The 25,826-nt window shown below is 39.1% G+C and carries 33 protein-coding genes and 1 other annotated feature; of the genes, 28 read left to right on the top strand and 5 right to left on the bottom strand.

The features are described 5' to 3' along the window. The first annotated feature begins 1 nt into the window (after position 1). On the top strand, positions 2-1,195 hold the full coding sequence (locus PT278_RS04675; protein WP_277130626.1) for an MFS transporter: 1,194 nt from the start codon (positions 2-4) through the stop codon (positions 1,193-1,195). 71 nt (positions 1,196-1,266) lie between these two features. Here the strand turns inward: PT278_RS04675 and PT278_RS04680 are convergent, their stop codons facing one another. Further along, positions 1,267-1,569: a hypothetical protein gene (locus tag PT278_RS04680; protein ID WP_277130627.1), complete on the bottom strand. Its 303-nt coding sequence runs from the start codon at positions 1,567-1,569 to the stop codon at positions 1,267-1,269. Between the two features lie 114 nt (positions 1,570-1,683). Here PT278_RS04680 and PT278_RS04685 point away from each other — a divergent pair, with 114 nt between their 5' ends. The 5 genes from PT278_RS04685 to PT278_RS04705 all read left to right on the top strand — a co-directional run bounded on the left by PT278_RS04685 (position 1,684) and on the right by PT278_RS04705 (position 7,684). Then, positions 1,684-2,235, top strand: a complete 552-nt coding sequence (locus PT278_RS04685; protein WP_277130628.1) for a dUTP diphosphatase — start codon at positions 1,684-1,686, stop codon at positions 2,233-2,235. Further along, positions 2,236-3,612, top strand: coding sequence for a DNA repair protein RadA (radA, locus tag PT278_RS04690; protein WP_277130629.1), 1,377 nt, complete (start codon positions 2,236-2,238; stop codon positions 3,610-3,612). Between the two features lie 75 nt (positions 3,613-3,687). Next, a complete protein-coding gene (gltX, locus tag PT278_RS04695) occupies positions 3,688-5,187 on the top strand; it encodes a glutamate--tRNA ligase (protein WP_277130630.1) in 1,500 nt (499 codons plus the stop codon). A 184-nt stretch (positions 5,188-5,371) separates the two neighbouring features. Then, complete coding sequence (locus PT278_RS04700) at positions 5,372-6,775, top strand: APC family permease (RefSeq protein ID WP_277130631.1); 1,404 nt, start codon at positions 5,372-5,374, stop codon at positions 6,773-6,775. A gap of 294 nt (positions 6,776-7,069) precedes the next feature. After that, a complete protein-coding gene (locus PT278_RS04705; RefSeq protein WP_277130632.1) occupies positions 7,070-7,684 on the top strand; it encodes a helix-turn-helix domain-containing protein in 615 nt (204 codons plus the stop codon). Positions 7,685-7,779: 95 nt separating this feature from the next. On the opposite strand, the gene PT278_RS04710 is transcribed toward PT278_RS04705, so the two are convergent. Then, positions 7,780-8,154: a hypothetical protein gene (locus tag PT278_RS04710; RefSeq protein ID WP_277130633.1), complete on the bottom strand. Its 375-nt coding sequence runs from the start codon at positions 8,152-8,154 to the stop codon at positions 7,780-7,782. Between the two features lie 130 nt (positions 8,155-8,284). Between PT278_RS04710 and PT278_RS04715 the strand changes: the two genes are divergently transcribed. Further along, a complete protein-coding gene (locus tag PT278_RS04715) occupies positions 8,285-8,557 on the top strand; it encodes a hypothetical protein (protein WP_277130634.1) in 273 nt (90 codons plus the stop codon). Positions 8,558-8,597: 40 nt separating this feature from the next. Here PT278_RS04715 and PT278_RS04720 read toward each other — a convergent pair whose 3' ends face one another. Further along, positions 8,598-8,894: a hypothetical protein gene (locus PT278_RS04720; RefSeq protein WP_277130635.1), complete on the bottom strand. Its 297-nt coding sequence runs from the start codon at positions 8,892-8,894 to the stop codon at positions 8,598-8,600. A gap of 9 nt (positions 8,895-8,903) precedes the next feature. Beyond that, on the bottom strand, positions 8,904-9,206 hold the full coding sequence (locus PT278_RS04725; protein ID WP_277130636.1) for a hypothetical protein: 303 nt from the start codon (positions 9,204-9,206) through the stop codon (positions 8,904-8,906). Positions 9,207-9,411: 205 nt separating this feature from the next. Here PT278_RS04725 and cysS point away from each other — a divergent pair, with 205 nt between their 5' ends. The 21 genes from cysS (at position 9,412) to PT278_RS04830 (ending at position 24,641) form a co-directional block, all read left to right on the top strand. Continuing rightward, positions 9,412-10,836, top strand: a complete 1,425-nt coding sequence (cysS, locus tag PT278_RS04730) for a cysteine--tRNA ligase (RefSeq protein WP_277130637.1) — start codon at positions 9,412-9,414, stop codon at positions 10,834-10,836. After that, entirely contained in the window at positions 10,829-11,272 is a 444-nt protein-coding gene (locus PT278_RS04735; protein WP_277130638.1) for a ribonuclease III domain-containing protein, read from the top strand. Before cysS ends, PT278_RS04735 begins: the two co-directional genes overlap by 8 nt. Further along, positions 11,259-12,014: a 23S rRNA (guanosine(2251)-2'-O)-methyltransferase RlmB gene (rlmB, locus tag PT278_RS04740; RefSeq protein WP_277130639.1), complete on the top strand. Its 756-nt coding sequence runs from the start codon at positions 11,259-11,261 to the stop codon at positions 12,012-12,014. The genes PT278_RS04735 and rlmB overlap by 14 nt, the downstream gene beginning before the upstream one ends. A gap of 212 nt (positions 12,015-12,226) precedes the next feature. Beyond that, entirely contained in the window at positions 12,227-12,793 is a 567-nt protein-coding gene (locus PT278_RS04745; RefSeq protein WP_277130640.1) for a sigma-70 family RNA polymerase sigma factor, read from the top strand. Positions 12,794-12,871: 78 nt separating this feature from the next. After that, positions 12,872-13,087 (top strand): hypothetical protein, encoded by a 216-nt coding sequence (locus PT278_RS04750; RefSeq protein ID WP_277130641.1) that lies wholly within the window; start codon positions 12,872-12,874, stop codon positions 13,085-13,087. 223 nt (positions 13,088-13,310) lie between these two features. Next, positions 13,311-13,460 (top strand): 50S ribosomal protein L33, encoded by a 150-nt coding sequence (rpmG, locus tag PT278_RS04755; protein ID WP_277130642.1) that lies wholly within the window; start codon positions 13,311-13,313, stop codon positions 13,458-13,460. 6 nt (positions 13,461-13,466) lie between these two features. After that, positions 13,467-13,637 carry a preprotein translocase subunit SecE gene (gene secE, locus PT278_RS04760; protein ID WP_277130643.1) on the top strand — a complete coding sequence of 57 codons (171 nt, stop codon included), beginning with the start codon at positions 13,467-13,469 and terminating at the stop codon, positions 13,635-13,637. A 101-nt stretch (positions 13,638-13,738) separates the two neighbouring features. Next, positions 13,739-14,287 (top strand): transcription termination/antitermination protein NusG, encoded by a 549-nt coding sequence (gene nusG / locus PT278_RS04765; RefSeq protein WP_277130644.1) that lies wholly within the window; start codon positions 13,739-13,741, stop codon positions 14,285-14,287. A 124-nt stretch (positions 14,288-14,411) separates the two neighbouring features. Next, entirely contained in the window at positions 14,412-14,837 is a 426-nt protein-coding gene (rplK, locus tag PT278_RS04770) for a 50S ribosomal protein L11 (protein ID WP_277130645.1), read from the top strand. Between the two features lie 74 nt (positions 14,838-14,911). Continuing rightward, positions 14,912-15,604, top strand: a complete 693-nt coding sequence (rplA, locus tag PT278_RS04775; protein ID WP_277130646.1) for a 50S ribosomal protein L1 — start codon at positions 14,912-14,914, stop codon at positions 15,602-15,604. A 144-nt stretch (positions 15,605-15,748) separates the two neighbouring features. Next, the gene (locus PT278_RS04780; RefSeq protein ID WP_277130647.1) at positions 15,749-16,624 is read left to right on the top strand and encodes a phosphate ABC transporter substrate-binding protein; all 876 of its coding nucleotides are present in this window, start codon (positions 15,749-15,751) and stop codon (positions 16,622-16,624) included. Further along, positions 16,617-17,609, top strand: coding sequence for a phosphate ABC transporter permease subunit PstC (gene pstC / locus PT278_RS04785; protein ID WP_277130648.1), 993 nt, complete (start codon positions 16,617-16,619; stop codon positions 17,607-17,609). Before PT278_RS04780 ends, pstC begins: the two co-directional genes overlap by 8 nt. A 3-nt stretch (positions 17,610-17,612) precedes the next feature. Further along, entirely contained in the window at positions 17,613-18,506 is an 894-nt protein-coding gene (gene pstA / locus PT278_RS04790) for a phosphate ABC transporter permease PstA (protein WP_277130649.1), read from the top strand. Positions 18,507-18,515: 9 nt separating this feature from the next. Beyond that, positions 18,516-19,316: a phosphate ABC transporter ATP-binding protein PstB gene (pstB, locus tag PT278_RS04795; RefSeq protein ID WP_277130650.1), complete on the top strand. Its 801-nt coding sequence runs from the start codon at positions 18,516-18,518 to the stop codon at positions 19,314-19,316. Between the two features lie 12 nt (positions 19,317-19,328). Beyond that, positions 19,329-20,084 carry a phosphate ABC transporter ATP-binding protein PstB gene (pstB, locus tag PT278_RS04800; protein ID WP_277130651.1) on the top strand — a complete coding sequence of 252 codons (756 nt, stop codon included), beginning with the start codon at positions 19,329-19,331 and terminating at the stop codon, positions 20,082-20,084. 13 nt (positions 20,085-20,097) lie between these two features. After that, a complete protein-coding gene (gene phoU, locus PT278_RS04805; protein WP_277130652.1) occupies positions 20,098-20,766 on the top strand; it encodes a phosphate signaling complex protein PhoU in 669 nt (222 codons plus the stop codon). A gap of 32 nt (positions 20,767-20,798) precedes the next feature. Continuing rightward, positions 20,799-20,923 (top strand) — a sequence feature (ribosomal protein L10 leader region). A gap of 34 nt (positions 20,924-20,957) precedes the next feature. Continuing rightward, on the top strand, positions 20,958-21,467 hold the full coding sequence (rplJ, locus tag PT278_RS04810) for a 50S ribosomal protein L10 (protein ID WP_277130653.1): 510 nt from the start codon (positions 20,958-20,960) through the stop codon (positions 21,465-21,467). Positions 21,468-21,516: 49 nt separating this feature from the next. Then, complete coding sequence (gene rplL / locus PT278_RS04815; protein WP_277130654.1) at positions 21,517-21,879, top strand: 50S ribosomal protein L7/L12; 363 nt, start codon at positions 21,517-21,519, stop codon at positions 21,877-21,879. A 238-nt stretch (positions 21,880-22,117) separates the two neighbouring features. Further along, positions 22,118-22,273 (top strand): hypothetical protein, encoded by a 156-nt coding sequence (locus tag PT278_RS04820; protein WP_277130655.1) that lies wholly within the window; start codon positions 22,118-22,120, stop codon positions 22,271-22,273. Positions 22,274-22,566: 293 nt separating this feature from the next. Continuing rightward, a complete protein-coding gene (locus tag PT278_RS04825; protein WP_277130656.1) occupies positions 22,567-23,517 on the top strand; it encodes a C39 family peptidase in 951 nt (316 codons plus the stop codon). 86 nt (positions 23,518-23,603) lie between these two features. Beyond that, entirely contained in the window at positions 23,604-24,641 is a 1,038-nt protein-coding gene (locus tag PT278_RS04830) for an NlpC/P60 family protein (RefSeq protein WP_277130657.1), read from the top strand. Between the two features lie 38 nt (positions 24,642-24,679). Here the strand turns inward: PT278_RS04830 and PT278_RS04835 are convergent, their stop codons facing one another. Further along, positions 24,680-25,714, bottom strand: a complete 1,035-nt coding sequence (locus tag PT278_RS04835; protein WP_277130658.1) for a C40 family peptidase — start codon at positions 25,712-25,714, stop codon at positions 24,680-24,682. Between the last annotated feature and the right edge of the window lie 112 nt (positions 25,715-25,826).

Below are 25,826 nucleotides of genomic sequence, written 5' to 3' on the forward strand. Positions count from 1 at the left end.
AGTGAACGTTTCTAAACAATATGTTCTAAAAACACGAATCGGTGTTTTGGCAGTTAGTATGATTGGCATGGCTGCCTTAGCCATTACACCCTCGTATGCGGCAATCGCGCAGCACTTTGCCCTAAATAATACTAGTGTTCAAATGCTGACCTCACTGCCTAACCTGTTTATGATGGTTGCTGGATTAATAATTGGTAAATTAACGGCTGGTAAGATTAATTTAAAAAGTTTAACTGTCGGTTCAATTCTACTTGTTGTAATTGGTGGCTTATTGCCATTGTTCTTTCATGAGAGCTTTATTTTCTTGATAATCTGTTCTTGTTTAGTTGGTTTGGGTCAAGGAGCTTGTACTAATTTAACGCAAGTCTTGATTTCACAAATTTTACCTAAAAAAGAACGGGAATCAACGATGGGCTTGTCCACCACGTTCATTAATATTGGTGGTGTTGTCTTTATCATGGGTGGCGGGCAATTAGCTGCCGCGAGCAGTTGGGTTAATAATTATTGGATTTATCTCTTTTCATTATTAATTCTGCTGGTTGTCACCATGTTATTGCCAATGCATCCTAAAGATGTGTCTGATGATAATCACCAGGCTAAAGAAGCAGGTAAGATCAAGCTAAACAAATATGTTTTTTACTGTGCATTGTGGGCATTTTTAACAATGCTGCTAAATAACGTCTTGAACAACAACATTTCCCTTTTTGTTGTTGAGCAGGGACTAGGAGCCACATCACAAGCTGCATTGACTTCGACGATTTCATTGATTGGCGGCATGCTCTGCGGGTTAATCGTTGGTATTCTTGGCAAGAAATTTAGATATTCGTCAATTGCACTGTCATTTTTACTTTATGGTATTTCCTATCTGCTGATTGGCTTTGTCCATTCATTAGTTATTGTCTTTATCGGCAGTTTCTTGGTTGGGGCAGCCATGAGTATCGCAATGGGGCAGTTTCCGTATTTGATTTCAATTGCGGTTGACGACAGCACGGTTTCAATGGCGTTAGGAATTTATGTTGCCATTTACTCAGTTGGCGGTGTCGTTAGTCCATTTGTTATTAACCCATTAACGGCAATGGTCAAGAATATTGGCTTCAATGTCTTTTCTGTTAGCGGCATCTTGGCAATTGTTATTAGTTGCTGTTGTCTGTTAGTTAAGTTTCAAAAGAATTTGGTCAAGAATTCCCTTAATTAAGTAAAATCATTTTACTAAAAAATCTCGTAAGAATTGTACTTGCGAGATTTTTTCGTTTAATTAGGTTGTCACTATTTTGCGGCTGGCTTGTGGTACCAAATTTCGTTAAATTCGGGATGCTGGCTAAAGTAAGCAATTATTAACGGGTCAAGCGGCCAAATCGGTAGCTGCGATTCTTGAGCAATTTTCAAGGCAATGGACATTTGCTCTGCTAAAATTTGCTTACTGTCAGCGGCTGGATTAATAAAGAAATGGTTCATTACCCAGACGGTGCCATCTTGGCGCTCAACTTTATCCATTGTCCAGTGGCAAATAAGTATGTCGTCATCATTATAAATTTTAAAAAATTGGTGGGGATCGTTAATGCTATACATGAGTGTGTCCTTTACAAAATAAATTTGGCTTTTTACGTATTTATTATAGAAGATTTTAATTAAAGCCCGCAATCTATTGTAAAATAGTTTTGCAGAGTTTAAAGGGAGTAAATAATGAATAAAACAAGGGGCTTTGAGATTGTATCGAGTTATGAAAATAAAAATATTAATTTGCCAAGACGGCAAACGATTGCTAGTGCGGGCTATGATATAGAAGCAGCTAAGGATATGGTTATTCCAAGTATTTGGCGCTTAAATTTTGTCCGGATTTTTCGCTTAATTAGAAACGGCCATCACTTATATGAACCTGATTATCAACTGGCAGAGCAAATTTTGCAGCCGCTGCTGATTCCGACGGGAATTAAAGCTTACATGCCTGATGATGAGGTCTTGGTGCTGGCTAATCGGTCGTCCAATACTTTTAAGCGTAATTTGAGCCTGCCGAATGGTATCGGGGTAATTGACTCAGATTATTACAATAATCCTAACAATGAAGGTGAAATTTTTATGCAGGTAATTAATTATGGCGTGCGGCCGCTGCAAATTCGCAAGGGTGATCGAATTGGACAAGGGATTTTTGTGCAATACTTAAAGACAGACAACGATCTGCCTGTTAGCCGGCAGCGAACCAATGGCTTTGGCTCAACCAATGAGGAAGGAATCTAAATGGCAAAGATTAAGACTAAGTATAAATGCCGTTCGTGTGGTTATATCTCGGCCAGTTACTTAGGACGTTGCCCTAATTGTGGGGCTTGGAACCAGTTTGAAAAGGAAACTGAGCAAGTGGCAGCGAGGTCGACTAAGGCCAGTCCTAGTCGCTTAATTAAAAAAACTGGGGTTAATGAACCGGTTCGGCTTGATAATGTTAAAGCGGAAAAAGAAGAACGGATTCAGACTAAATCTGGGGAGCTTAATCGTGTGCTTGGCGGCGGCATTGTTCCCGGCTCGCTGGTTTTAATCGGTGGGGACCCAGGAATTGGCAAGTCGACGTTAATGTTGCAGATTATGAGTGACTTAGCCAATGATCACAAGGTACTGTATGTATCGGGGGAAGAATCGGCTAACCAAATTAAGCTACGTGCTAATCGCTTGGGCTTAGGTGCCAGCAGCATGTTGCTCTTTCCAGAAACCGATATGGAAGATATTCGTCAGCAAATAGCGGATGTTCAGCCGGACTTTGTGGTTATTGATTCCATTCAGACAATGAATGAGCCCAGTCTTGATTCAATGACGGGTTCAGCTTCGCAGGTGCGCGAGGTAACGAGTGAACTAATGAAAATTGCCAAAATGGATGCAATTACGGTCTTTGTGATTGGTCACGTGACTAAGGAAGGGGCAATTGCCGGACCCAAAATTTTGGAGCATATGGTTGATACTGTGCTCTATTTTGAAGGTGATGAGCACCATGCTTACCGCATTCTGCATTCTGTGAAAAATCGTTTTGGTGCTGCTAACGAAATTGGCATGTTTGAGATGGTTAATGAGGGATTGCAGGAAGTCACTAATCCGTCAGCAATCTTTCTGGATGAACGTTTGCCCAAGTCAACTGGATCAGCAGTTGTCGTTTCGCTTGAAGGTACGCGGCCGCTGCTTGCTGAAATTCAGGCGTTAGTGACACCGACAGCATTTGGCTATGCTAAAAGAACAACGTCAGGGATTGATTATAATCGTGCGGCACTTTTGTTGGCTGTTTTGGAAAAACGCGGCAACTTAATGCTGCAAAACCAAGATGTTTACTTGACCGCAACTGGTGGGATTCGCTTGAATGAACCCGCCGTTGACCTAGCCGTCGTGATGGCAATTGCGTCCAGTTATAAGAACCAAGAAATTTTACCAACCGATTGCTTTGTTGGCGAAGTGGGTTTGACTGGTGAAGTGCGCCGAGTTAATAAAATTGAGGTTCGGATTAAAGAAGCTGCTAAGGTTGGCTTCAAGCGAATTTTTATTCCACGGCACAATATGCAGGCTAGTTTAAAGAATTTAGGGATTGAAGTAATTCCTGTTTCTAGTATTGCCCAAGCATTAAAACTGGTTTTAGGCTAGGAAAGATTGAACTTTTTTGCTATTACGGGTAAACTAAAATTGTTTGAATTTACTATTTTGAAAGAGGCATGAATTTTGGCAAAACAAAAAATTCGTGTAAGATATGCCCCAAGTCCAACGGGACACTTACACATTGGTAATGCACGGACCGCGCTGTTTAATTATTTGTTTGCGCGGCACACTAAGGGAACGTTAGTTTTACGAATTGAAGACACTGACTTGAAGCGTAATGTCGAAGGTGGTGCACGTTCCCAAATGGAGAACTTGCACTGGTTGGGCATTGACTGGGATGAAGGTCCTGATAAGGGCGGCGATTACGGTCCTTATCGTCAATCAGAACGTAAAGATATTTACAATAAGTACATCAAGCAGTTAATTGATGAAGGCAAGGCTTATTACTCATACAAGACTGAGGAAGAGCTGGAAGAACAACGTGAAGAACAACGAGCAATGGGTATTGCCCCTCATTATACTTACGAATATGAGGGAATGACTGCTGATGAAATCAAGCAGGCACAAGCCGATGCCGAAGCTAAGGGCTTAACGCCAGTTGTTCGAATTCACATTCCAGAAATGGTTACTTATGCTTGGGATGACATCGTTAAGGGTCACTTAAGCTTTGAATCTGATACAATCGGCGGCGACTTTGTTATTCAAAAGCGCGATGGGATGCCAACTTACAACTTCGCGGTTGTTATTGATGACCACTTGATGGAAATTACACACGTTCTGCGTGGGGATGACCATATTTCGAACACGCCTAAGCAATTGGCTGTTTACCAAGCTCTTGGCTGGGAACCACCGAAGTTCGGCCATATGACCTTGATTATTAGTGCTGATACGGGTAAGAAATTATCTAAGCGTGATGAATCAGTATTGCAATTTATTGAACAATATCGTGACCTTGGCTACTTGCCAGATGCGATGTTCAACTTCATTACTTTGCTTGGCTGGTCACCGGGTGGTGAAAATGAAATCTTTAATCAACGTGAATTGATTAAGCAATTTGATCCAGAGCGGTTATCAAAATCCCCTGCTACCTTTGACCAAAAGAAGTTGGAATGGATTAACAACCAGTACATCAAGAAGGCTGACCGTGATACCTTGTTAGATCTTGCGTTGAACAATTTGCAAGAAGCAGGTCTAGTTGAACAAGATCCAACACCTGAGAAGATGGAATGGGTTCGGCAATTGGTTAACATTTACTCAGTCCAAATGTCTTACACCAAGCAAATTGTTGACTTAGCTAAAATTTTCTTCGCTGCACCAAAGGATTTAAGCGACGAAGAAATTGATGAAATCCGCAAAGATGAAGCTCGTCCAGTAATTGAAGAATTTAAGAAGCAACTTAACTTAATTCCGCGCTTTACAGCACCACAAATTATGAATGCTGTTCAAGCAACACGGCGTGAAACTGGAATTAAAGGTAGACGCTTGTTTATGCCAATTCGGATTGCGACAACTAGATCAATGGTTGGTCCCGGAGTGGGCGAAGCCATGGAACTATTAGGCAAGGATAGAGTGCTTGAGCACCTTGATTTGACTTTGAAGCAAATGAGCGAAAACGGTCTATAATTATTAATAATTAAAAAAACTGACTTACTGTTGAAGTAGGTCAGTTTTTTTGCTATTTAAGTATACATAAAATAATAGCCGGAACTAAAAATAAATTTACATAATAAAATTTAATATTTTACTAGCTTTAATTTTAATAATTTAATATAATATTAACAATACACTGAAGAAATGGGGTAAAGTAATGAACAAGCGTAAGCAAGCGAGCGATAAATTGGGATTTATGGCGATCGTATTTTTAACAATTAACTTGATTATCGGGTCGGGAATCTTTTTGACACCCGGCACAGTAGTTAGACAGGTGGGCAGTAAGTCACTGCTCGTTTACCTATTAGCTGCAATTTTTGCAGCTGTATTGGCACTGCCATTTGCATCAGCATCAAAATATGTTAATAAATCCGGCTCCTCCTATGCTTACGCTAAAGCCGCATTTGGCAATAAATTTGGCTTTTATATTGGTGTTACCTGCTATTTTGCTAATGATGCTGTCTGGTGTACAAGTTCAGTTGGGATTGTTAAGGCAGTTATTGCGATTTTGGGTGGGAATCCCAATCGCTTTACGACAATTACTATTGGGCTATTGCTGTTAATGCTTTTAGACCTAATTGTTAATCTATTTGGTCAGCGAATAACAAAATATGTTATGAATTTATCAACTATTTGTAAGACTTTATCATTAGTTGTCTTAATTGTAGCTGGAGCGATTATTTTAATGTCCACTGGCAGTCACTATGACCTAAGTGCAGTTGACCGAATTAGCGAGGGCGGCAAAGCCATTGTCCCGACAGTCACGATTAGTACATTTATGATGGCAGTTGTTTCGGCGCTGTATGCCTTCTCGGGCTTTGAGGCAGTGGCTTCTGGTGCTGAGGATATGGAAGAACCTGAGAAAAACTTGCCGCGGGCTATTCCGCTGGCCGTAATTTTAATTGCTTTCATATATATTGGCGTTTTGGGAGTGGCAATGCTGCTTAATCCAAGTGCACTCATGAAAACAAATCAGGTAGTGGCATTAGCAACAATTTTTGCTAATCCGCTGTTAAACAATATCATTCTGGCTGGGGCAGTAATCTCAATGCTGGGCATTAATTTCGCTTATAGTTTTAGTGCACCGCGCTTTTTAGAAGCAATGGCCCGCGAGCATCAATTATCAACGAAGTTGACCAAGAGAACCAAGCGCAACTTCCCAATTAGGACGTTTTTTATTTCAGCAGCAATCACGACCTTGATTCCAATGGCCTTTCAATATGATTTGACCAACTTGGTTACTTTGGGATCAATCGTCAGATTTTTGGAATTCGCGGTAGTACCAATTTCGGTTATTCAGTTTTATCGTGGTCGGACTAAAGAAAAAGTTTTGCCAGCCAATAAGAACTTTTTGACTGATGTTGTTGCGTCGGTCTTGTCCGTTATCATCGTGATTTTTATGTTAATTGAATATAACTGGCGGGTCCAATTCGGTACGATTGTGAATGGGCAAGTTGTTGGCATTAATTGGTATGCAATTTTAGCAGTTGCCTTTGGTTTTGTAATTCTGCCGCTGTTAATGTATTTAATTTCTCGAAAAGAATGGCAAGAATTGGAATAGATAGATTGTAATGTTATTAGCACACGATTTCGATATTTTATCGGGGTCGTGTGTTTTATTTATACGTATTTAGTTATATGAAGAAGTTAGAAAAATGGTTTTTGGCAAGTTAAATGGCGAAATTTGAGTGGGAATCTATTCCTCAAGCAATATAAGTTGCCAATTAGTATTTTTTAAATTCTGTTCGATAATATTTTTGTTGTCAAAACCTTGCTAGACCAGCATGCAAAGAAACTTTGCTTGAATTTTATTTAATAGTTAAGCAAAATTAATTATGTAATGGAGGAGCAAGCAATGAAATTTGGTGAACATTTAAAACAGGCACGGCTGAACAAAAATTTAACCCAAGAGCAAGTAGCACAAGAATTTGCGATTACCAGACAAACACTTTCAAATTGGGAGAATGAAAAGTCCTACCCTGATATCAATAGTTTGATTAAGTTGAGTGATTATTATCAGCTTTCACTTGATGAATTATTGAAGGAAGATACGGGAATGCGGGAAACGCTGCAGAAGCGAGAAGTCGTTAATAATCTAAAGCAAGTTAAAAAGAAATTGATAATTGCTGTTATCGGCATGCTAATTATAGGTTTGAGTGCAACAATTTTAGAAGATAATGCTTCAAATGTTGAGCTTGCTGAGCTGATTTTATTCTGGATTAGTTACCTGATGCTTTGTTCTGCTTTGATGGATATTAATAATTTTGATGAGTCACAATCTTTAGGTTTGGAATATGGCTGGCAGGAATTTTTAATTAGTATCAAAGGTGCAATCATATTTGCAATAGTCTCAGCTTTACTTAGTGTGAGTTTCTTTTATGTAGGTCAAGTTAAAAGCGGCATTGCGTCAGCAGGATTAGGAGCTGGATTTTTAGTAGGAATTTGGATATCTCGCCATCGTAAACATTAGATTTTGCCAAAGTAATTAATGATGCAACAAGACCGAGCTAGTTGCTTAAAAAAGCAACAAAAAAAGTATTATCTAGTGGGGATAATACTTTTTTGTTATTTTGCTGTTGTTCTATCAGGCATTGGCGACATCAGTAAGTCTATTAGACAGCAATCCATAAAAAGTAGCTCGGAACTCCAATCCGAAAAATTAATGACTATTGAGAATAATGCTATTCCTAGTCCAAAAAGTTCAAGTTTTTGTTCAAATTTCTGATTTTTAGTCATATCGGCTTTTTTGATAGTTTTTCCGGCTGTTAGACGCTTGGAAAAAGACATACCAAAGAATAAAAAACTAATTGCTAAGTAGATAATAATACTAATTGAATCAGCGTTTGGTCGATTAATGTAATAATAAATTCCAGCAATGATTACTTGTAAAATTGCAATTAACCGCATTATTTGTTTTTTAGTTAATTTGTTTTCAAACATTAGGTACTTGCCTCATTTTTGATATTTATACTATATAATTTTAGTATTAACAAGAATATTATAGAATAAAATAATACAACTGGAGCAAAAAATAATGTTATATTGTTAAATAAGAGTAGAGGTGCAAAAGATGTTTAAAAAATCGAAGAATGAATTTGATCTATTAAAGTTTTTGCAGCAACAGCAATTGCCTAATGCTAATGAACAATCTATTATTGAGCAAGCAATTGTTAAGCTGCATCAGAGAGAGAACCTTTATTTAGTTAAAGCTGATGTGAAGTCTAGCTTGACTGAGCTTGCACTTAAAAGGCAATTGTCTAAAGAAGGGGTCCAATTGCTTACTCAGTTGAGTAAGCCAAACATGAATGAAGATGTTGCGAAAGCTTCAGCAACGTGGTTTTAATATAAAATGCTGCTTTTAGTTGAAGCAGCATTTTTGTTTGTTAGAAGTTAAGCTTGAGAAAAGCCAAACCACCATATTCGACAATGAGTAATAGGAAAAAGATACCTGCGCCAGAAAATAATTGCTTCCAAGTTGCGTTGTTGATATCAAAAGTAAAAAAGCGCGCGCAATATGCAATTAGCATTGTAATCGCCGTAAGAACAGCACTACTAATGGCAGCTTTAATTGAACTAGAAAAGAAATATTGCCAATATGTATCTAAACTATAAAGTCCAATTATTAGGACACTTATATCCAGTTGATGTTTATGATAAAAATTTTTGATTGTTGCTTTCATAATCTAACCTCAAACGTGTAAAAGATACATACTGATGAACCGAACACCAACACAAACGGCAAGATAAAGAAAAGCCCAGCCAGCCATCGCGAATAATTCATTCCACTCATTTTTATTAGGATCAATATGCTTTTCTACCCAGAAGCCGCCGACAATCATCACTATTGCAGATACCACATCAACTAAAAGCATCTTAGGTGAGTGACCTAAAGCCAAGCCAATGGTGTTAAAAATAATATTGATTATGGCGTATAAAATTGAATATGAAACTATCTGATGCTTATGATAAAAATCTCCAATTGTAATTTTCATATCTATCACCTTCATATATTATGAATACTTGATATTAATATTATAGTCCATAATTAAAAGTTGGCCGCAAAAATTTAATATATTTGTGGCTTTTTGAATCCACCGAAATATGGCAGGTAATTGTAACTGTTTGTACTTGGAGGTTAGCAAGTTAGCGTGATTCTGCTAAAATGAGAATAGCTATTTACAGAAAAGAGGCTGAACCATGAAAATTTATAATACTTTGACAAAAAGAAAAGAAGAATTTAAGCCGCTAGTTGAAGGACAAATCTCGATGTATGTCTGTGGGCCGACGGTTTATAATTACATCCACATTGGTAACGCCCGCAGCGTGATTGCCTTTGATACAATTCGGCGTTACTTTGAATATCGCGGCTACAAGGTGAATTACGTCTCTAATTTTACGGATGTTGACGATAAAATGATTAACGAGGCGCGAGCTGAAGGCATTACGGTGCCGGAATTAGCTGAGCGTTATATTAAGTTTTATCTTGAAGATACGGCGGCGTTAAATGTAGAACCGGCAACTAAGCACCCACGAGCAACTCACGAAATTCCTGAAATTATCGAATTTATTGAACAATTAATCAAAAATGGTTATGCTTATGAAGCTGCTGGTGATGTTTATTATCGGGCTAAGAAGTTCAAGCATTATGGCGAATTAAGCAGTCAAAATATTGCCGAACTTGAAGAAGGTGCTTCTGAACATATCAATGATGAGGAGCAGCAGCGTAAGGAAGACCCAATTGACTTTGCCTTGTGGAAGAAGCAAAAGCGGTCTGATGAAATTGCGTGGCAATCACCATGGGGATTAGGACGTCCGGGCTGGCATATTGAATGTTCGGTGATGTCAACCAAGTATTTGGGCAAGACGATTGATATTCATGGTGGTGGCCAAGACTTGGAATTTCCACACCATGAGAATGAAATTGCGCAGAGTGAAGCCGCTACTGGACAAAAGTTTGTCAACTATTGGATGCATAATGGCTTTGTGACTGTGGGTCAAAAAGAAGAAAAAATGTCAAAATCACTGCACAATTTTGTGACGATGCATGACTTACTCAAGACGGTTGACCCGCAAGTGTTGCGCTTCTTCATGGCTAGCGTGCAATATCGCAAGCAAATTAATTATTCGCAGGAAAACCTAGAGCAGGCAGCAATTATTTTGCAAAGGTTTAAAAATACGCTGACAAACATTGCTTATCGCTTAGAAGATGCTACTTCTAAAGTTGAGTCGGCAGAATTGCGGCAGGCGTTAGAAGAAACAGAAACTAAGTTTGTGACTGCAATGGATGATGATCTCAATGTGCAGAATGCATTGGCGGCGATTTATGACTTATTGCCAATAGTTAATGCCAATACTAACGCTGAACAAGTAGATAAGGATGCATTAGTACACGCCAAGGAATTATTGGGTCAATGGCTTGGAATTTTTGGGATTGATACGGCTAAATTAACTGAGCAGACACAAACAAGTGATGATGAGAAAATTACGGCATTAGTCGAAGCCCGTGATGAAGCACGTAAAAACAAGGATTGGGCTAAGAGCGACCAATTGCGCGATCAATTAAAAGAACTGGGGATTACAATTCAAGATACCCCGCAGGGAACAAGGTGGACACGTGACTAAAATTAAAAAGTTAACGGAAGAAAAAGTTAACCCAGATACGCTTAGTGGACAAACGCTGGCATATCTTGGGGATGCTGTGTACGAATTATTTATTAGACGCCATTTATTAAAGGGCGGCATTGTAAAACCGCAAGTCTTGCAACGTGAAGCAACACATTATGTTTCAGCGAAGGCACAAGCTGCATTGATTACTAAAATGCAGGATGAGCAGATGCTTACTGAAGATGAATTGGCAACTTTTCGGCGCGGCCGCAATGCCAAGACCCATACCAAGGCCAAAAACACGAGCTTAGCAACTTATCAGCTGTCAACAGGCTTTGAGGCTGTTTGGGGTTACTTGGATTTACTAGATAAAAAGGACCGCGTGCGTGAGTTGACAACGTGGTGTATTCAGACGGTTGAGGAAGGCGGCATTGATAACTATGACTTCAATTGATAAAGATTTTGTTTTCGGTCGGCATGCAGGTGTTGATTTTTTAAAAACACAGGATGAGGATCGGATTAACAAAGTATTTTTGCAGCAAGGCGTGCAGGATAGTTTCGCTAATGAGGTCTATGCCTTAGCGAAAAAGAAGGGCATTGTTATTCAAACTGTCCCTAAAAACAAGCTGGATCGGTTAGTGCAGGGAGGCAATCACCAAGGTTTAGTATTGACTGTTGCCAGTTTTGAATATGCGGATCTTGAAACATTGCTCGATCAATTTGATGAGCAAGGCAAAGAACCATTTCTTTTAATGCTTGATTCAATTGAAGATCCGCATAATTTGGGCTCAATTTTGCGGTCAGCCGATGCAACCGGCGTTGATGCAATTATTATTCCTAAGCGCCATGCAACTGGCTTAACGTCTGTTGTTGCCAAGACTTCTACTGGGGCAATTGATTATGTCCCGGTTGCCCGTGTCAATAATCTTGTTCAAACTAGTCAATTGCTGAAAAAGCGTGGTTATTGGCTGTTTGGAACTGATATGAAGGGGACAGATTACCGCGAGTGGAATGCTAAGGGCAAAACAGTTCTCGTTATTGGTAATGAGGGTAAGGGCATTGCTCGACTATTGAAAGAGCAAATGGATCAGATGCTCACTTTGCCAATGGTCGGACATGTTCAATCACTTAATGCTAGTGTAGCAACGGGTGTTTTACTTTATCAAATGTTAAATAGCCGCAATCCACTTAAATAAAGATAAAAACAGCTTGCAATTGCAGGCTATTTTTATGCTGAGACTAATATTTTTTGCGAATTAACGCGCTTTCAACAGAAGTTATTTTTTGTTTTTATTGCTTTTGGCAAACAAATTTAACTGCTAAGCCTGAACATGAGTTCGATATTTTGCAGTTAAAAAAATCAGTATTCTTGCCTTAATTAGTTTTGAAATTGCTATTAAGGAGGAATATGATGCAACTGACAGAAGCATACGAACAAGAATTAATTGGGCAAGTTCAGGCAGGTAATGATGATGCACTAATAAAATTGTGCTACTTTTATCGACCGTTGATTAATAGTGTTAAGCAAAAATATTTTGTGCGCTTTTATGATAGTCAAGATTGGGATCAGGATGCGCTGATTGTTTGCTACCAAGCAGCAATGAGCTATGAGCAGGACAAGGGCAAGTTTGGCAGCTACTTTAAGATTAGGCTTCATAATCATGCCAAGTCATTGTTGCGCTATGATATGGCCTATCGGCGGCGCGCATTTGCGCAGGCAACCTCACTTGAAGCGGCTGCCGCAAAGGGGATTGAACCACTGCATCAGGAGACAACACAGCTTGCGGAAATTCCAATTAGTGAAAAGTTTACGGAATTATGCGCGCAGCTATCAGACTTAGAAATTAAGACTTTATTAATTGTCTTAGGTGTTTGGCATCAAGAAGAAGTCCTGCAAAAATTGCAGATTGAACAGATAACTTTAGTCAGAGCCCGTTCACGTCTAATGCAGAAAATGCGCAAGACATTGTTATAAGCAAGGATAATATTATATGGTTATCTAAAAATGCGGTATAATATTCCTTGTAGAATAAATTTTTAGGAGGTAATTAAGATGGCAGAAATTGAAAAAACTGCATTGTTAGATCGTCAGATGAAGGAAGTTTTTGACTGGAGTGATTCTGAAATTCCAGTTAGAGATGCTCTTTGGGATTATTTTATGGAAAAGAATGGTAGAGATACCATGAAGACAGAAGCAGATATGCTTCCATTCCTGAAAGATACTGACGAAAAAATCGAATCCTTCGTAAACGAGAATCTTAAGAAGTAAATCCGACTATTACAATGTTCTACGCCCGGTGGTTACGCATTAAGTTTGACCACTAGAAAAGCAGCTGCTCAATTAGCAGCTGCTTTTTGTTTGGAAAATTAATTTTAAGCAGCAGCTAGTCTGTATAGACTGGCTTTTACTTATCGTGAATAAATTTCTTGACTAATATTAATTGCTCATGCGGCATTTTTTTGTTAAAATGAAAGAGTTTGGAAGTGAGATTATGGCAGTGAAAAAAGCATCTTTGGCCTGCAGCGTCTGCGGCTCGCGTAACTACTCAATCACGGCAAGTAAAAATCGCACTCAACGGCTTGAACTGAAAAAGTTTTGTAAGCATTGCGGTAAAATGACTGTGCACAAGGAAACGAGGTAGGAGTTAATGATTAAGTTTTTTAAGAGCGTTGTTCAAGAAATGAAGTTAGTTACTTGGCCAACTGCTAAACAAAATCGTCACGATACAGCAATTGTCATCGTAACTTCAATCCTGTTTGCGGCATATTTGGGTCTGCTTGACTTAGCATTTAGTAGTTTGACACAGATAGTGATGTAAATAGAAATAATTTTTGATCCGTGTTATAATGGACATTAGTTGAAAGAACCTCGGTGGAGGTTTTTTTGTTTGCCAAAAATTAAAAGGAGAAATTAAGTTAAATGGTTGAAACAACAAAGAAGCAATGGTACGTATTGCATACTTATTCAGGCTATGAAGATAAAGTTAAGTCTGACCTGCTGTCACGTGCGCAAAGTATGGGAATGCAAGACTACATTTTTCGGGTAATGGTGCCTGAACAAGAAAAGATTGAAACTGTCCACGATAAGAAGAAGGAAGTCGAAGAAAAGATTTTCCCTGGATACGTTTTAGTTGAAATGGTCATGACTGACGAAAGCTGGTTTGTTGTGCGGAACACCCCGAATGTTACGGGCTTTGTTGGCTCTCATGGTGGTGGTTCTAAGCCGTCACCATTACTTGATGAAGAGGTTAACCGCTTATTGCGTCAGCAGGGTGAACCAGCTAAACGACCACAAATTGACTTTGAAGTTGGCGAAACAGTTACCATTATCGATGGTGCCTTTAACGGTGTCGAAGGTAAGATCACTGAAATTCAACCAGACAAGTACAAATTATTTGTTTCTGTTGACATGTTTGGTCGAGCAACTACAACAGAGCTAGACTACGACCAAGTTAAAAAGATTGATTAAAGTAAGATAGTATTGCAATTATCGGTAAACGATGATAAGATACTAAAGTACTTTTATTATTGTGGGAGGAGAAGTAGGTAACCTCTCCATTTTAACCACACACGGAATCAAGGAGGTTTTGACCGTGGCAAAGAAAGTTATTAACGTTGTCAAATTACAAATCCCAGCTGGTGCTGCAACACCCGCACCTCCAGTTGGTCCAGCTTTAGGTCAAGCAGGTATCAACATTGTTGGTTTTACTAAGGACTTCAATGCTAGAACTGCTGATCAAAAAGGCATGATTATTCCTGTAGTCATTACAGTATATGAAGATCGTTCATTCGAATTCATTACTAAGACTCCACCAGCTCCAGTATTATTGAAGCAAGCTGCTAAGATCGACAAGGCTTCTGGTGAACCTAATACCAAGAAAGTTGGTAAGGTAACCAAGGACCAAGTTAAGGAAATTGCTGAAACTAAGATGCAAGACCTTAACGCTGCTGATGTCGAAGCTGCTATGCGGATGATCGAAGGTACTGCTAGAAGCATGGGTATCGAAGTCGAAGACTAATCCTGTTATTTATAACAATTTAGGTGGGAGAGCCTACTTGGGCTTGTTTGACCACATATTAAGGAGGAAATCACATGCCAAAGCATGGTAAAAAATATTTAGAAGCTGCTAAAAAAGTAGATTCAAAGAAATTATATTCAGTTGCTGAAGCAATGAAGTTAGTTAAAGAAACTTCATACGCAGGTTTTGATGCTTCAGTTGAAGTTTCATACAACTTGAGTGTTGACCCTAAGCAAGCTGACCAACAAATTCGTGGTTCACTTGTATTGCCTAACGGTACTGGTAAGACCCAAAAGGTTGTTGTTTTTGCTGAAGGTCCACAAGCTGAACAAGCTAAGGCTGCTGGTGCTGACGAAGTTGGTTCAGATGACTTAGTAGAAAAAGTTCAAAATGGTTACTTGGACTTCGATGTTGTTGTTGCTACACCAATGATGATGGCTAAGGTTGGACGTTTGGGTCGTGTACTTGGACCTAAAGGCTTAATGCCTAACCCTAAGACTGGTACTGTTACAATGGACATCGAAAAGGCCGTTAAGAACGTTAAGGCTGGTCAAGTTGAATACCGTGTTGACCGTCAAGCTGCTATTCATACAGCTATTGGTAAGGTTTCATTTACTGATGAACAATTAGTAGAAAACTTTGATGCTTTACGTGACGTTATCTTGCGTGCACGTCCAGCAGCTGCCAAGGGTCAATACATTAAGAGTGTTGCTGTTGCAGCAACCTTTGGCCCAGGGATCAAGCTAGATCCATTAAACTTGGACTAATTTAAAATAGATTAATCAACTAAAAGCAATTTACAGAAATGTAAGTTGCTTTTTTTTCGTATATTTTAAAGGGGTTATAATTTGGTCTACTATGAATTCTTTGTTAAACTATAACAAAATCTAGTTTATATATTGAGGAAGCATATGCATAAATTAAAATTGGGCAAATCGCTAATTCTTTTTTTAGCATTGCCACTTTTTTTGGTTGGTTGTAGCAAAGACCACGCCAAAATAACGATTGTTGGATCAAGTGCTCTGCAGCCATTGATTGAACAAGCAGGTAATGATTATCACTTAGCCCATCTTAATAGCAATATTATTGTTCAAGGTGGTGGTTCAGGTACTGGCCTTAGCCAAGTGCAGGCTGGTGCGGTTCAAGTAGGAACTTCCGATGTTTTCGCTGATACGCAAAAGGGAATTGATGCAAGCAAATTGCGCGATTATCAGGTTGCCGTTGTGGGAATTGTGCCAATTGCGAATAAGGGTGTTGGCGTAAGCAATTTGTCGCCTAAGCAATTAATGGCGATTTTTACTGGTAAGATCACGAATTGGCGTCAAGTTGGCGGTAAAAATCTGCATATTATCGTGATTAACCGTTCTCGTGGCAGTGGTACCAGATCAACTTTTGAAAACCTAATCTTAAAGGGTAAAGAAGCTGTTAATTCACAAGAGCAGGATTCTAATGGTACGGTTAAAAAGATTGTCAGCACAACACCGGGCACAATTTCTTATATTTCTTTCCCGTATGCAAATGATCCTAATATTCAAAAATTAAGTATGGATCATGTGCAGCCGACCAATCAGAATATTCCGACTAACAAGTGGCCACTGTGGTCGTATGAGCACATGTATACTAAGGGTAAGCCGGATAAAGAAACGGCTGCCTTTATCACTTATGTTTTGAGTAAAAAGGTGCAGCATGAGTTGGTACCTGAAATTGGTTACCTAAGCATTAATGAAATGAAAGTTACTCGTGATAGTCAGAATCGGGTTACAAAAATAGGTGGTGCGCATGAATAAACACGAACAGGACTTGCAAGAAGTTGTCGATCAAGCAATTGCTCAGCAAAAAGTACCACATGTAAAGTTTAAAAAGATTGACCCAGAAGGTGTTGATATTGCTCGCTTGACTAGCCAATCTAAAGAAACGCGCCAAGAGCGTTGGGGGAAAGGCTTGACTGCGTTAGCAATTGTCATCATTGCTATTTTAATTGTGTCAATTATCGGATTTGTCGGCTTTCACGGGTTAGCAACCTTTGTTAACGATAAGGTAAACGTTTTTCATTTTTTGTTTACCAGTAGCTGGAATCCTGGTGCTGGCAAGGAACATGTTGGTGCTGCAGCAATGATTGTTACTTCTTTTGCGGTAACTTTACTGGCAGCCTTATTGGCCACCCCATTTGCCATTGCTATTGCCTTGTTTATGACAGAATATGAATCTGGCAGGCAAACTCGCTTTTTGCAATCAGTCATGGAATTATTAGTCGGTATTCCGTCAGTTGTTTATGGCTTTTTAGGTTTAACAGTGATTGTACCCGTGATTCGCACTATCTTTGGCGGTACGGGATTTGGTATCTTGGCAGCGACTTTAATTTTATTCGTCATGGTTTTACCAACGATTACTTCATTAACGGTTGATGCCTTTAAGGCAGTTCCTAAGGACTTGCGGCAATCATCTGCAGCTCTGGGAGCAACACGCTGGCAGACAATCTATCATGTTGTGCTGCGGGCTGCACGACCGCGGATTTTGACGGCAATTATTTTCGGTATGGCGCGAGCCTTTGGTGAAGCATTAGCCGTTCAAATGGTGATTGGGAACGCGGTTCTAATGCCATATAACTTGGTTAGCCCCGCAGCAACCTTGACTAGTCAATTAACCAGTCAGATGGGCAATACTGTTATGGGTACACTGCCTAATAATGCCTTATGGTCACTAGCTTTACTGCTATTAATTATGTCGCTAGTGTTTAACTTCTTGGTTCGCTTAATTGGAAAGAAGAGGTAGCTGATGAATTCAAAAAGAGCTGATCGGATTGCCACAGGTGTAATTTATCTGTTAGTTGCAATTGTCATTTTGATATTAGTTGGTATTTTAGGAAATATTTTAATTGCTGGTGTACCACATTTATCGTGGCATTTTTTAACATCAGTTTCCTCATCATTTGAAGCTGGCGGCGGTATTCGTGACCAATTATTTAACTCACTTTACTTGCTAGTGTTGACATTGTTAATTTCACTGCCAATTGCATTAGGAGCAGCTATTTATTTGGCTGAATATGCACAGGATACATGGGTAACACGTCTCATTAGAACAACGATTGAAATTTTGAGTTCACTGCCTTCAATTGTTGTCGGGTTGTTTGGTTACCTCTTGTTTGTAGTTCAGTTTGGCTTAGGCTTTTCAATTATTGCTGGTGCCTTGGCACTAACCTTTTTCAATTTACCGATTTTGACGAGTAATATTGAACAGGCGATTGAAGGCGTTCCGCAAACGCAGCGTGAAGCAGGTTGGGCACTGGGATTGTCAAATTGGAAAACAATTCGCGGGATTGTTTTACCAGCAGCATTACCGGGAATTATTACGGGAGTTATTTTAAGTGCTGGGCGAGTTTTTGGAGAAGCTGCCGCACTAATCTATACTGCTGGGCAAAGTGGTTCAACAGTCGATTATTCTAATTGGAATATGTTCAGCCCGACTAGCTTTTTGAATGTGATGCGGCCAGCAGAAACCTTGGCAGTGCATATTTGGAAGGTAAACACTGAAGGAATTATTCCTGATGTAAATCTCGTTTCAGCAGCAACGTCGGCTTTGCTCGTAATTGTGGTAATTATCTTTAATTTTGGCGCCCGCTTTTTGGGTAATTGGCTCTACAAGCGTTTAACTGCTGCTAAAGTAAAATAAGGAATTTATATGGAAAATTGGCAAACGCAAAAAAAATATATTAAAACTTTTAATAATGACGAATGTGCCCTCTATACGCATAATTTAAGTGTCTTTTATGGCGGTACAGTGCAAAAACTGTTTGATGTTAGTCTAGGCTTTAAAAAGAACACCATCACAGCCTTGATTGGTGCTTCAGGTTCAGGCAAATCGACTTTTTTGCGGTCGTTAAACAGGTTGAATGACCGTGTTGCTAGAGTTGACGGCAATATTATGTTCCACGAACTTGACATTAATCAGAAGAAAATTAACGTTTACGAATTACGCAAGGCGATTGGCATGGTCTTCCAGAAGCCTAATCCCTTCCCGAAGTCAATTAAGGAAAATATTACTTATGCGTTAAAGGCAAATGGTGAACAAGATAAGGCAAAACTAAATCAACTTGTTGAGGAAAGTTTGCGGGCCGCTGCCTTGTGGGATGAGGTCAAGGATAAGCTGGATAAAAGCGCCTTAGCATTATCCGGCGGACAGCAGCAGCGTTTATGTATTGCCCGCGCAATTGCCCTAAAGCCAGAAGTGTTACTGCTTGACGAACCAGCTAGTGCGCTTGATCCTGTATCAACGGCAAAACTTGAGGATACGCTCAAACAATTGCGCAGTAAGTACACAATGATTATGGTGACGCATAATATGCAGCAGGCTTCGCGGATTAGCGACTATACCGCATTTTTCCATTTAGGCCATGCACTTGAATATGATACAACAACCAATATTTTTACTAATCCGCAAGGGAAAATTACTGAAAAGTATATCCAAGGCAGTTTTGGCTAAAGGAGCATAACGATGAAGAATATCATGGAAGTCAAAAATGTCAGATTAAATTATGGTGATTTTGAAGCTTTGCATGGCATTAGCCTGGCATTTCCGGAGAAGAAATTGACGGCCTTAATCGGACCTTCAGGGTGTGGGAAGTCAACGTTATTGCGTTGTCTTAACCGGATGAATGATGATATTGATAATATCAAAATTACGGGTGATATTTTGCTGGACGGGCAGGATATTTATCGGCCACACCTTGACTTAGTTGAATTACGCAAAAATATTGGGATGGTTTTTCAACAGCCGACACCGTTCCCGTTTTCTGTTTTTGATAATGTAGCTTATGGCTTGAAGGTTGCTGGTGTTAAGGATAAGGAATTAATTCAGCAGCGGGTTGAAGAAAGCCTGAAGCAGGCAGCGATTTGGGAAGAAACCAAGGATAGTCTGGATCGCAATGCGCAGGATTTTTCAGGTGGACAGCAGCAGCGAATTTGTATTGCCCGGGCGCTAGCAGTAAGACCAGCTGTGGTGCTGCTGGATGAGCCAACTTCTGCTCTAGACCCGATTTCTAGTTCTGAAATCGAAGAAACGCTAATGGGTCTTAAGACCAAGTATACGTTCATTATGGTAACGCATAATCTGCAGCAGGCGAGCCGAGTTTCGGATCAAGTTGCGTTTTTGATGAATGGTGATTTAATTGAGTCAGGTTCAACTGAAGAAATGTTCATAGCACCTAAAAAAGAAATCACAAGTAATTACCTAAACGGCCGGTTTGGCTAAAAGCGAGGAAAGCATGCACGAGATATTTTTAGACGAATTAAAGAAGCTGAATACGCAATTTATGGAAATGGGCGTTCTAGTTAACGATCAAATTGACCAAGGAACACGTTCGTTTGTTGCTCATGATAAAAAAACAGCTCAAAAAATGATTGAAGAAGCTGATGTTGTACCAAAAGAAGCCATTAGAATTGAAAAAAAGGCACTGGACTTAATGGCACTTCAGCAACCAGTTGCGACCGACTTTCGGGTGGTAATTAGCATCTTAAAGGCAGCTACTGACTTGGAACGAATTGGCGAAAATGCAATCAGTTTGGCAGTTGAAACTGTCAGAGTGAAGGGTAATCCGCGAATTCCAGAAGTTGAAGAAATCATTTCGCAAATGACCCACGAAGTCCGCAAAATGTTAATTGAAGTTTTAACAGCCTATGTTCAAGAAGATGAAAAGACGGCACGTTCAATGGTTGATCGCCGTGAAGCTGTAACTGCCAATTACCAAAAGGCGCGTAAAGATATTATTGATGGAATTGAAAAAGAACCTAATGCGGCAGTTGCTTCCGCCAGTTATTTTGTGATTATTAGACTGCTCAAGAGAATTAGTGACCACATTGTTAACTTAGCCAGCTGGGTTATTTATAAAATTTCTGGTGAATTATTTGAATTAGCTGACCCAAAAGCAGAATAAATGCTTGCGTAAATTAAATAGGCATGCTATACTTGTTAAAGTAAATTCTACCTAAGACTCGGGTGGCATAACGCCTTAATTTCCCGCCGAGGCCAGAAGATAATGAAGATTTTCAAAACTCCATGTCTTTGTGGCATGGGGTTTTCGGCCTTTTTTAGGATTTATTAATGATTTTATGGAGGTGAATTAGATTGAGTAAAGCTGCTATTGCTGCAAAGGAAAAGCTTGTTGATGCTTTTGCTGAAGAACTTAAAGCTGCAAAGGCTATCTTAATTATTGACTACCTTGGTTTAACTGTTGAAGAAGTTACTGCTATGCGTAAGGAACTTCGTGAAAACGACGTTAAAATGAAGGTTATCAAGAACACTTATTTAAGACGTGCCGCTGCTAAGGCTGGTATTGAAGGACTTGATGATGCTTTCGTTGGTCCTACTGCTGTTGTTTACACTGACAACGCTGATGACATTACTGAACCTGCACGGATTGTTTCTAAATACGAAGATAACTTTGAAGTTTTGAACATCAAGGGTGGTATGCTTGAAGGTAAATTGACTTCTAAAGAAGAAATCAAGGAACTTGCTGCTATTCCTGGCCGCGAAGGCTTACTTTCAATGCTTGTATCTGTATTGCAAGCTCCAGTTCGCGACTTCGCATGTGTTGTTAAAGCTGTTGCTGATTCAAAAGACGAAGCTGCAGAATAATAAAGATTGTAAATATATCTAATACTAATTTTTCGGAGGATACTTAAATATGGCTTTAGATACTGAAAAGATTATTGAAGACTTAAAAGGTGCTTCAATTCTTGAATTAAATGACCTTGTAAAGGCTATTGAAGATGAATTTGATGTTACTGCTGCTGCTCCAGTTGCTGCTGCAGGTGCTGGTGCCGAAGCTGCTGCTAAGTCAAGTTACGATGTTGAATTGACTGAAGCAGGTCAAGAAAAGGTTAAAGTTATTAAGGTTGTTCGTGACATTACTGGTCTTGGCCTTAAGGACTCAAAGGACATGGTTGATGGCGCACCTAAGAACGTTAAGGAAGGCGTTTCTGAAGATGAAGCTAACGACATTAAGTCTAAGCTTGAAGAAGTTGGAGCTACTGTAACCCTTAAATAGTTACAGTCCAACTGGACAAAGCTAATAAAAAACGCGTATCTGCAATTTGCGGATGCGCGTTTTTTGTTTTATTGATTTGCCGTTCAAATATGTGACACTAACAGTAATTTATTTTGTTATAATTATTGCGATGTAGAAAAGTTAAAAGACGGTTTACTACCTGTGAGTGAAAGGACTGATGCCTATGAGCATGAGTGGATTCATACTCCAATCTATTATCAGAAAGGAGGACAGGTAGGTGCAAATCATTTTGGCACTGATGTTAATTTTCGCTATTAGTTTAGTCAAATTGGCATTTAAGCTGGCTAAAATGAAGCAGTACCAGCTGCTGGCGGCAGTGATAATCAATCTACTGCCATTAGTAGTTGAACTGCTAAGAAGTTTGCTCAAGTAATTTTGAGCAAACAAAAACCGTCTAACTCTAACTGGGAATGACGATTTTGTCAAAACATTATTTTCAGGTAGTAAACCACTTTTAGTGGAATCTACGTCAGGGAGTTGTGTAACTAGCGCAACTCCTTTTTATTTACAATAGAATTATATCATCTATAAAAGCAATATTCAAAATAATTTGAATTAGTAATATAACTAGTTCCCAATCTTTTCTAAAAAATTTATTGAACCCAAATTTGCAAAAGCGTAAATTATAATAGTATAGTAATTTATTTGAAAGGGTACCGAAAAATTATGAATAAAAAAATCATTGTTACAATGATTACTGTTCTTGCATTAATGGGCTGCAAGTCGACTGCAACGGTTAAAGCTGCAACCACTACGCCAGCTGACAAGCAAAACACTGTTCAAGAGGCAAATAAAACTGATACTGCCAAGCAGGATGATAATACGAAGCAAAATAGTGCCGCAAGTGATTCCGAGACCACGACAACTGCTAAGCCTAAACTACAGAAGCAGGGCTGGGTTGTAAATGGTAAAAAGACTTACTACTATAAATCCGGGCAAAAAATTAAAGGTGCAACAACAATAGGAAAATCGCATTATCTGTTTGATAAAAATGGGGCCATGCTCACAGGCGTGAGAAAGACGCCGCATCATGCAACCTATAGCTATTACGGGACAAATGGACAACGTCGTGAAGTTTCAACTTCGACCAAAAGAGCATATTATTGGATTGAAAATGGCAAAATTACTGGGGTTAAAAATAATGCCAAAGTAATCAGTCAGAGGCCAGAGTTGCCGACGGGCTGTGAAATGACTGCTGTGACAATGATGTTAAACTTTGCTGGTGTAAAAGTTTCTAAATTTACAGTTGCCAAGAAAACGCCACGCAGCAGTAATCCGGATAAGGGTTTTATTGGTTCACCTTATAAAGAATATCCAGGTGGCTATTGGGTAACGCCAAATGGAATTAAAGGTGTGGTCAAGCATTATTTAGGTAAAGCTAAAGTAATGACTGGTAGTAGTCTAACGGCAGTTAAAAATAAATTGTTACATTCACATTTAGTGGTTGCCTGGGTTAAGGATGTCGATGGTTTTTCTAATCATGCGTTAGCTTTGACGGGTTATCATGATGGCCAAATTTTTTACAATGACCCTTGGACTGGCAAAAAAGCTGCAATGAATGAAAGTGACTTTATTAATCACTGGCGAGGTGATGGTTTAAGGGCTTTGAGCTATTAGAATAATTCCAAATCTAATTTACATATTTAATTGCTAATGATATTATATTGCTAGTTAGTTTAATTTGTATTTTGGAAGGAAAAAAGATGAAATATAGGAAACAATTATTTGCTGGCGTTGCAGCAGTAATGTTATTAGGTGGTTTAGCATCGGAAACAATTGTTGAAGCTGATAGTGTTAGTTCAACTACTGCGGCAAGTAATTCAAGTCAAGCGGCTACTAATAATACAACTACTTCGCCTGCAGATACTAGTAAGCCGGAAAATAATACTGCAAAAACAACAACTACATTTAGTGGTTTAAGTACTAAATATAAGTGGACGGCCGGGGATAAGATTGAGGATCAAGTTTCTTTAAACAGTCAGGAAATTCGGCCGGTATACTTACAAAAATGGAATGGCAAGAAGTATGTTGATGAAAAGAAATATACTACTAGTGCGGATGGGACATTTACGGTAACTTATCCTGCAGCTTGGTATCATAGCCTGCATACCACTTGGCGTTTGTATGCTCCTGAAACCAATGATGCAACTTCGGCTGAAAGTGCCAAAATTGAGATCTCAACCGTGCGCCGTTACCAAATTCCTAAGCAATATCGGCAGTTACACATGAAGAGTTTGCATTTAAAGGGTTACTACACTAGTCCACTTGACAAGAGTTTGAATTATGCTTCAACTAGAAGTGACTATGTTAAGGCTTTTATCAAGCGCGGCTATCAATATAAAAATGCGGGTACTGCTTGGATTGACTTTACTTCTAAGACGCCGGGAACTTCGGTTGACTGTTCAGGGCTGATTATGCAATGTATGTACGCTACTGGAATTGATCCATCGCCGGCCAATCCAAGATGGCATTCAACTCATGAATGGGGCTGTCGTTCGTTTGTTCAAAGCAGCACTTTACAGACGGTCAGCTTGAACCATTTAAAACGTGGTGACATTATTTTCTATGGTCGGCCAAAACCAGATGTTTATCATGTTGGTATTTACTTAGGTAATAACAAGGCCTTGCACTCATGGCCTAATTGGGGAGTAACAGTAACTGCTGCTAACTTCCAACAATATTATTATGCTAAACGAATTTTCCCAGTGACTAATTCCAAGACAGTTCACGAAAGAAATTAATCATAAAAACGCACTTTAACAGAAGTGCGTTTTTGTTTTTAAATAATTCTTCTAACAATACCATCAGGGTAATGGACTATTTTGGATTTGGCAGAGCGAGAATTCCAAAATGCGTCATGTAGACTTGAAACGTCAACACCGCCAGTAGTTGTATATGGACTGTCGTGCAAGAAAAGTCCTTTGCCTAAGTAAAGCCCAACGTGTGCCAAGTGACCATCAGATTTATCGTCAAAGAAAATCAAGTCGCCACGCTTTTTATGTTGGTAGCTAACGCCGCGGCCATTTTTACATTGGCTGAATGTTGTTGAGCCTAAATGGTGGCCAATATTTGAGTAGAGGTAATTCATAAAGCTGGAACAATCATAGTGGCGTGTATTTTCATTATAAACAGAATGACCAATCATCTTTTCGCCTTTGATAATGGCACGTTCTAACTGATGATTGTTGCCTTTTAAGGTATTTAGATTGAACTTTAATTTTGTCCCTTGAAGCCAATAACTTTGGTGATTAAGGTTGAACCGGTAATAAGTAATGTTTATGTTAGTATGCGCAATCATATTGACATGCACCCATTTATTTTTAAGGCTCAGCTTATTGGTGGTGGTGATTTTGCGGGCACCATTAGTGTAAGCCGGCTTGTTATACAAGGAGCTATTGGCGTTAACTATCATCTTATAATTTAATTTGCTTTTAGTGATTAAATATTGATTGAACGCATTTTTGTTCAACCAGCCATGTTTTGTTTTGACAAAAGTACCTTTGGCAGTTTGGGCAACTTTAGAATAGTTAATCCGTTTATTATAGTAGCCTTTAGTTGCTTTACCTTTTTGGTTTAATTTTTTACTGAAGCCATAATGGGTTTGAAAGATAACGCCTGAACCTTTTTGCTGATAAATAACAGGTTCGGGCTTGGCGGCCGTCGGAGTAGTTGGCTGGTTATTATTTTGTGTTGTTTGACTTGAAGTATTTGGCACTGCTTCTTGACTAGCAGCTGCGACTTTAACGTTGGCACTATGAATGCAGGCCGTACTAATTAATAGAGCAGTCAAAAAATGCTTGACTTTAGTTGACATATTAGGATCCTTTCTTAAAAATACAATACACAGTTAATATTTTATATTATAATGGAGTGCGTGAATGATTATTTTTGAAATGAACGTTAATGAATAGTTATGTGGGAGGCTG

The organism is Lactobacillus sp. ESL0703 (assembly GCF_029433435.1).
In the GTDB taxonomy this organism is placed as follows: Bacteria; Bacillota; Bacilli; order Lactobacillales; family Lactobacillaceae; genus Lactobacillus.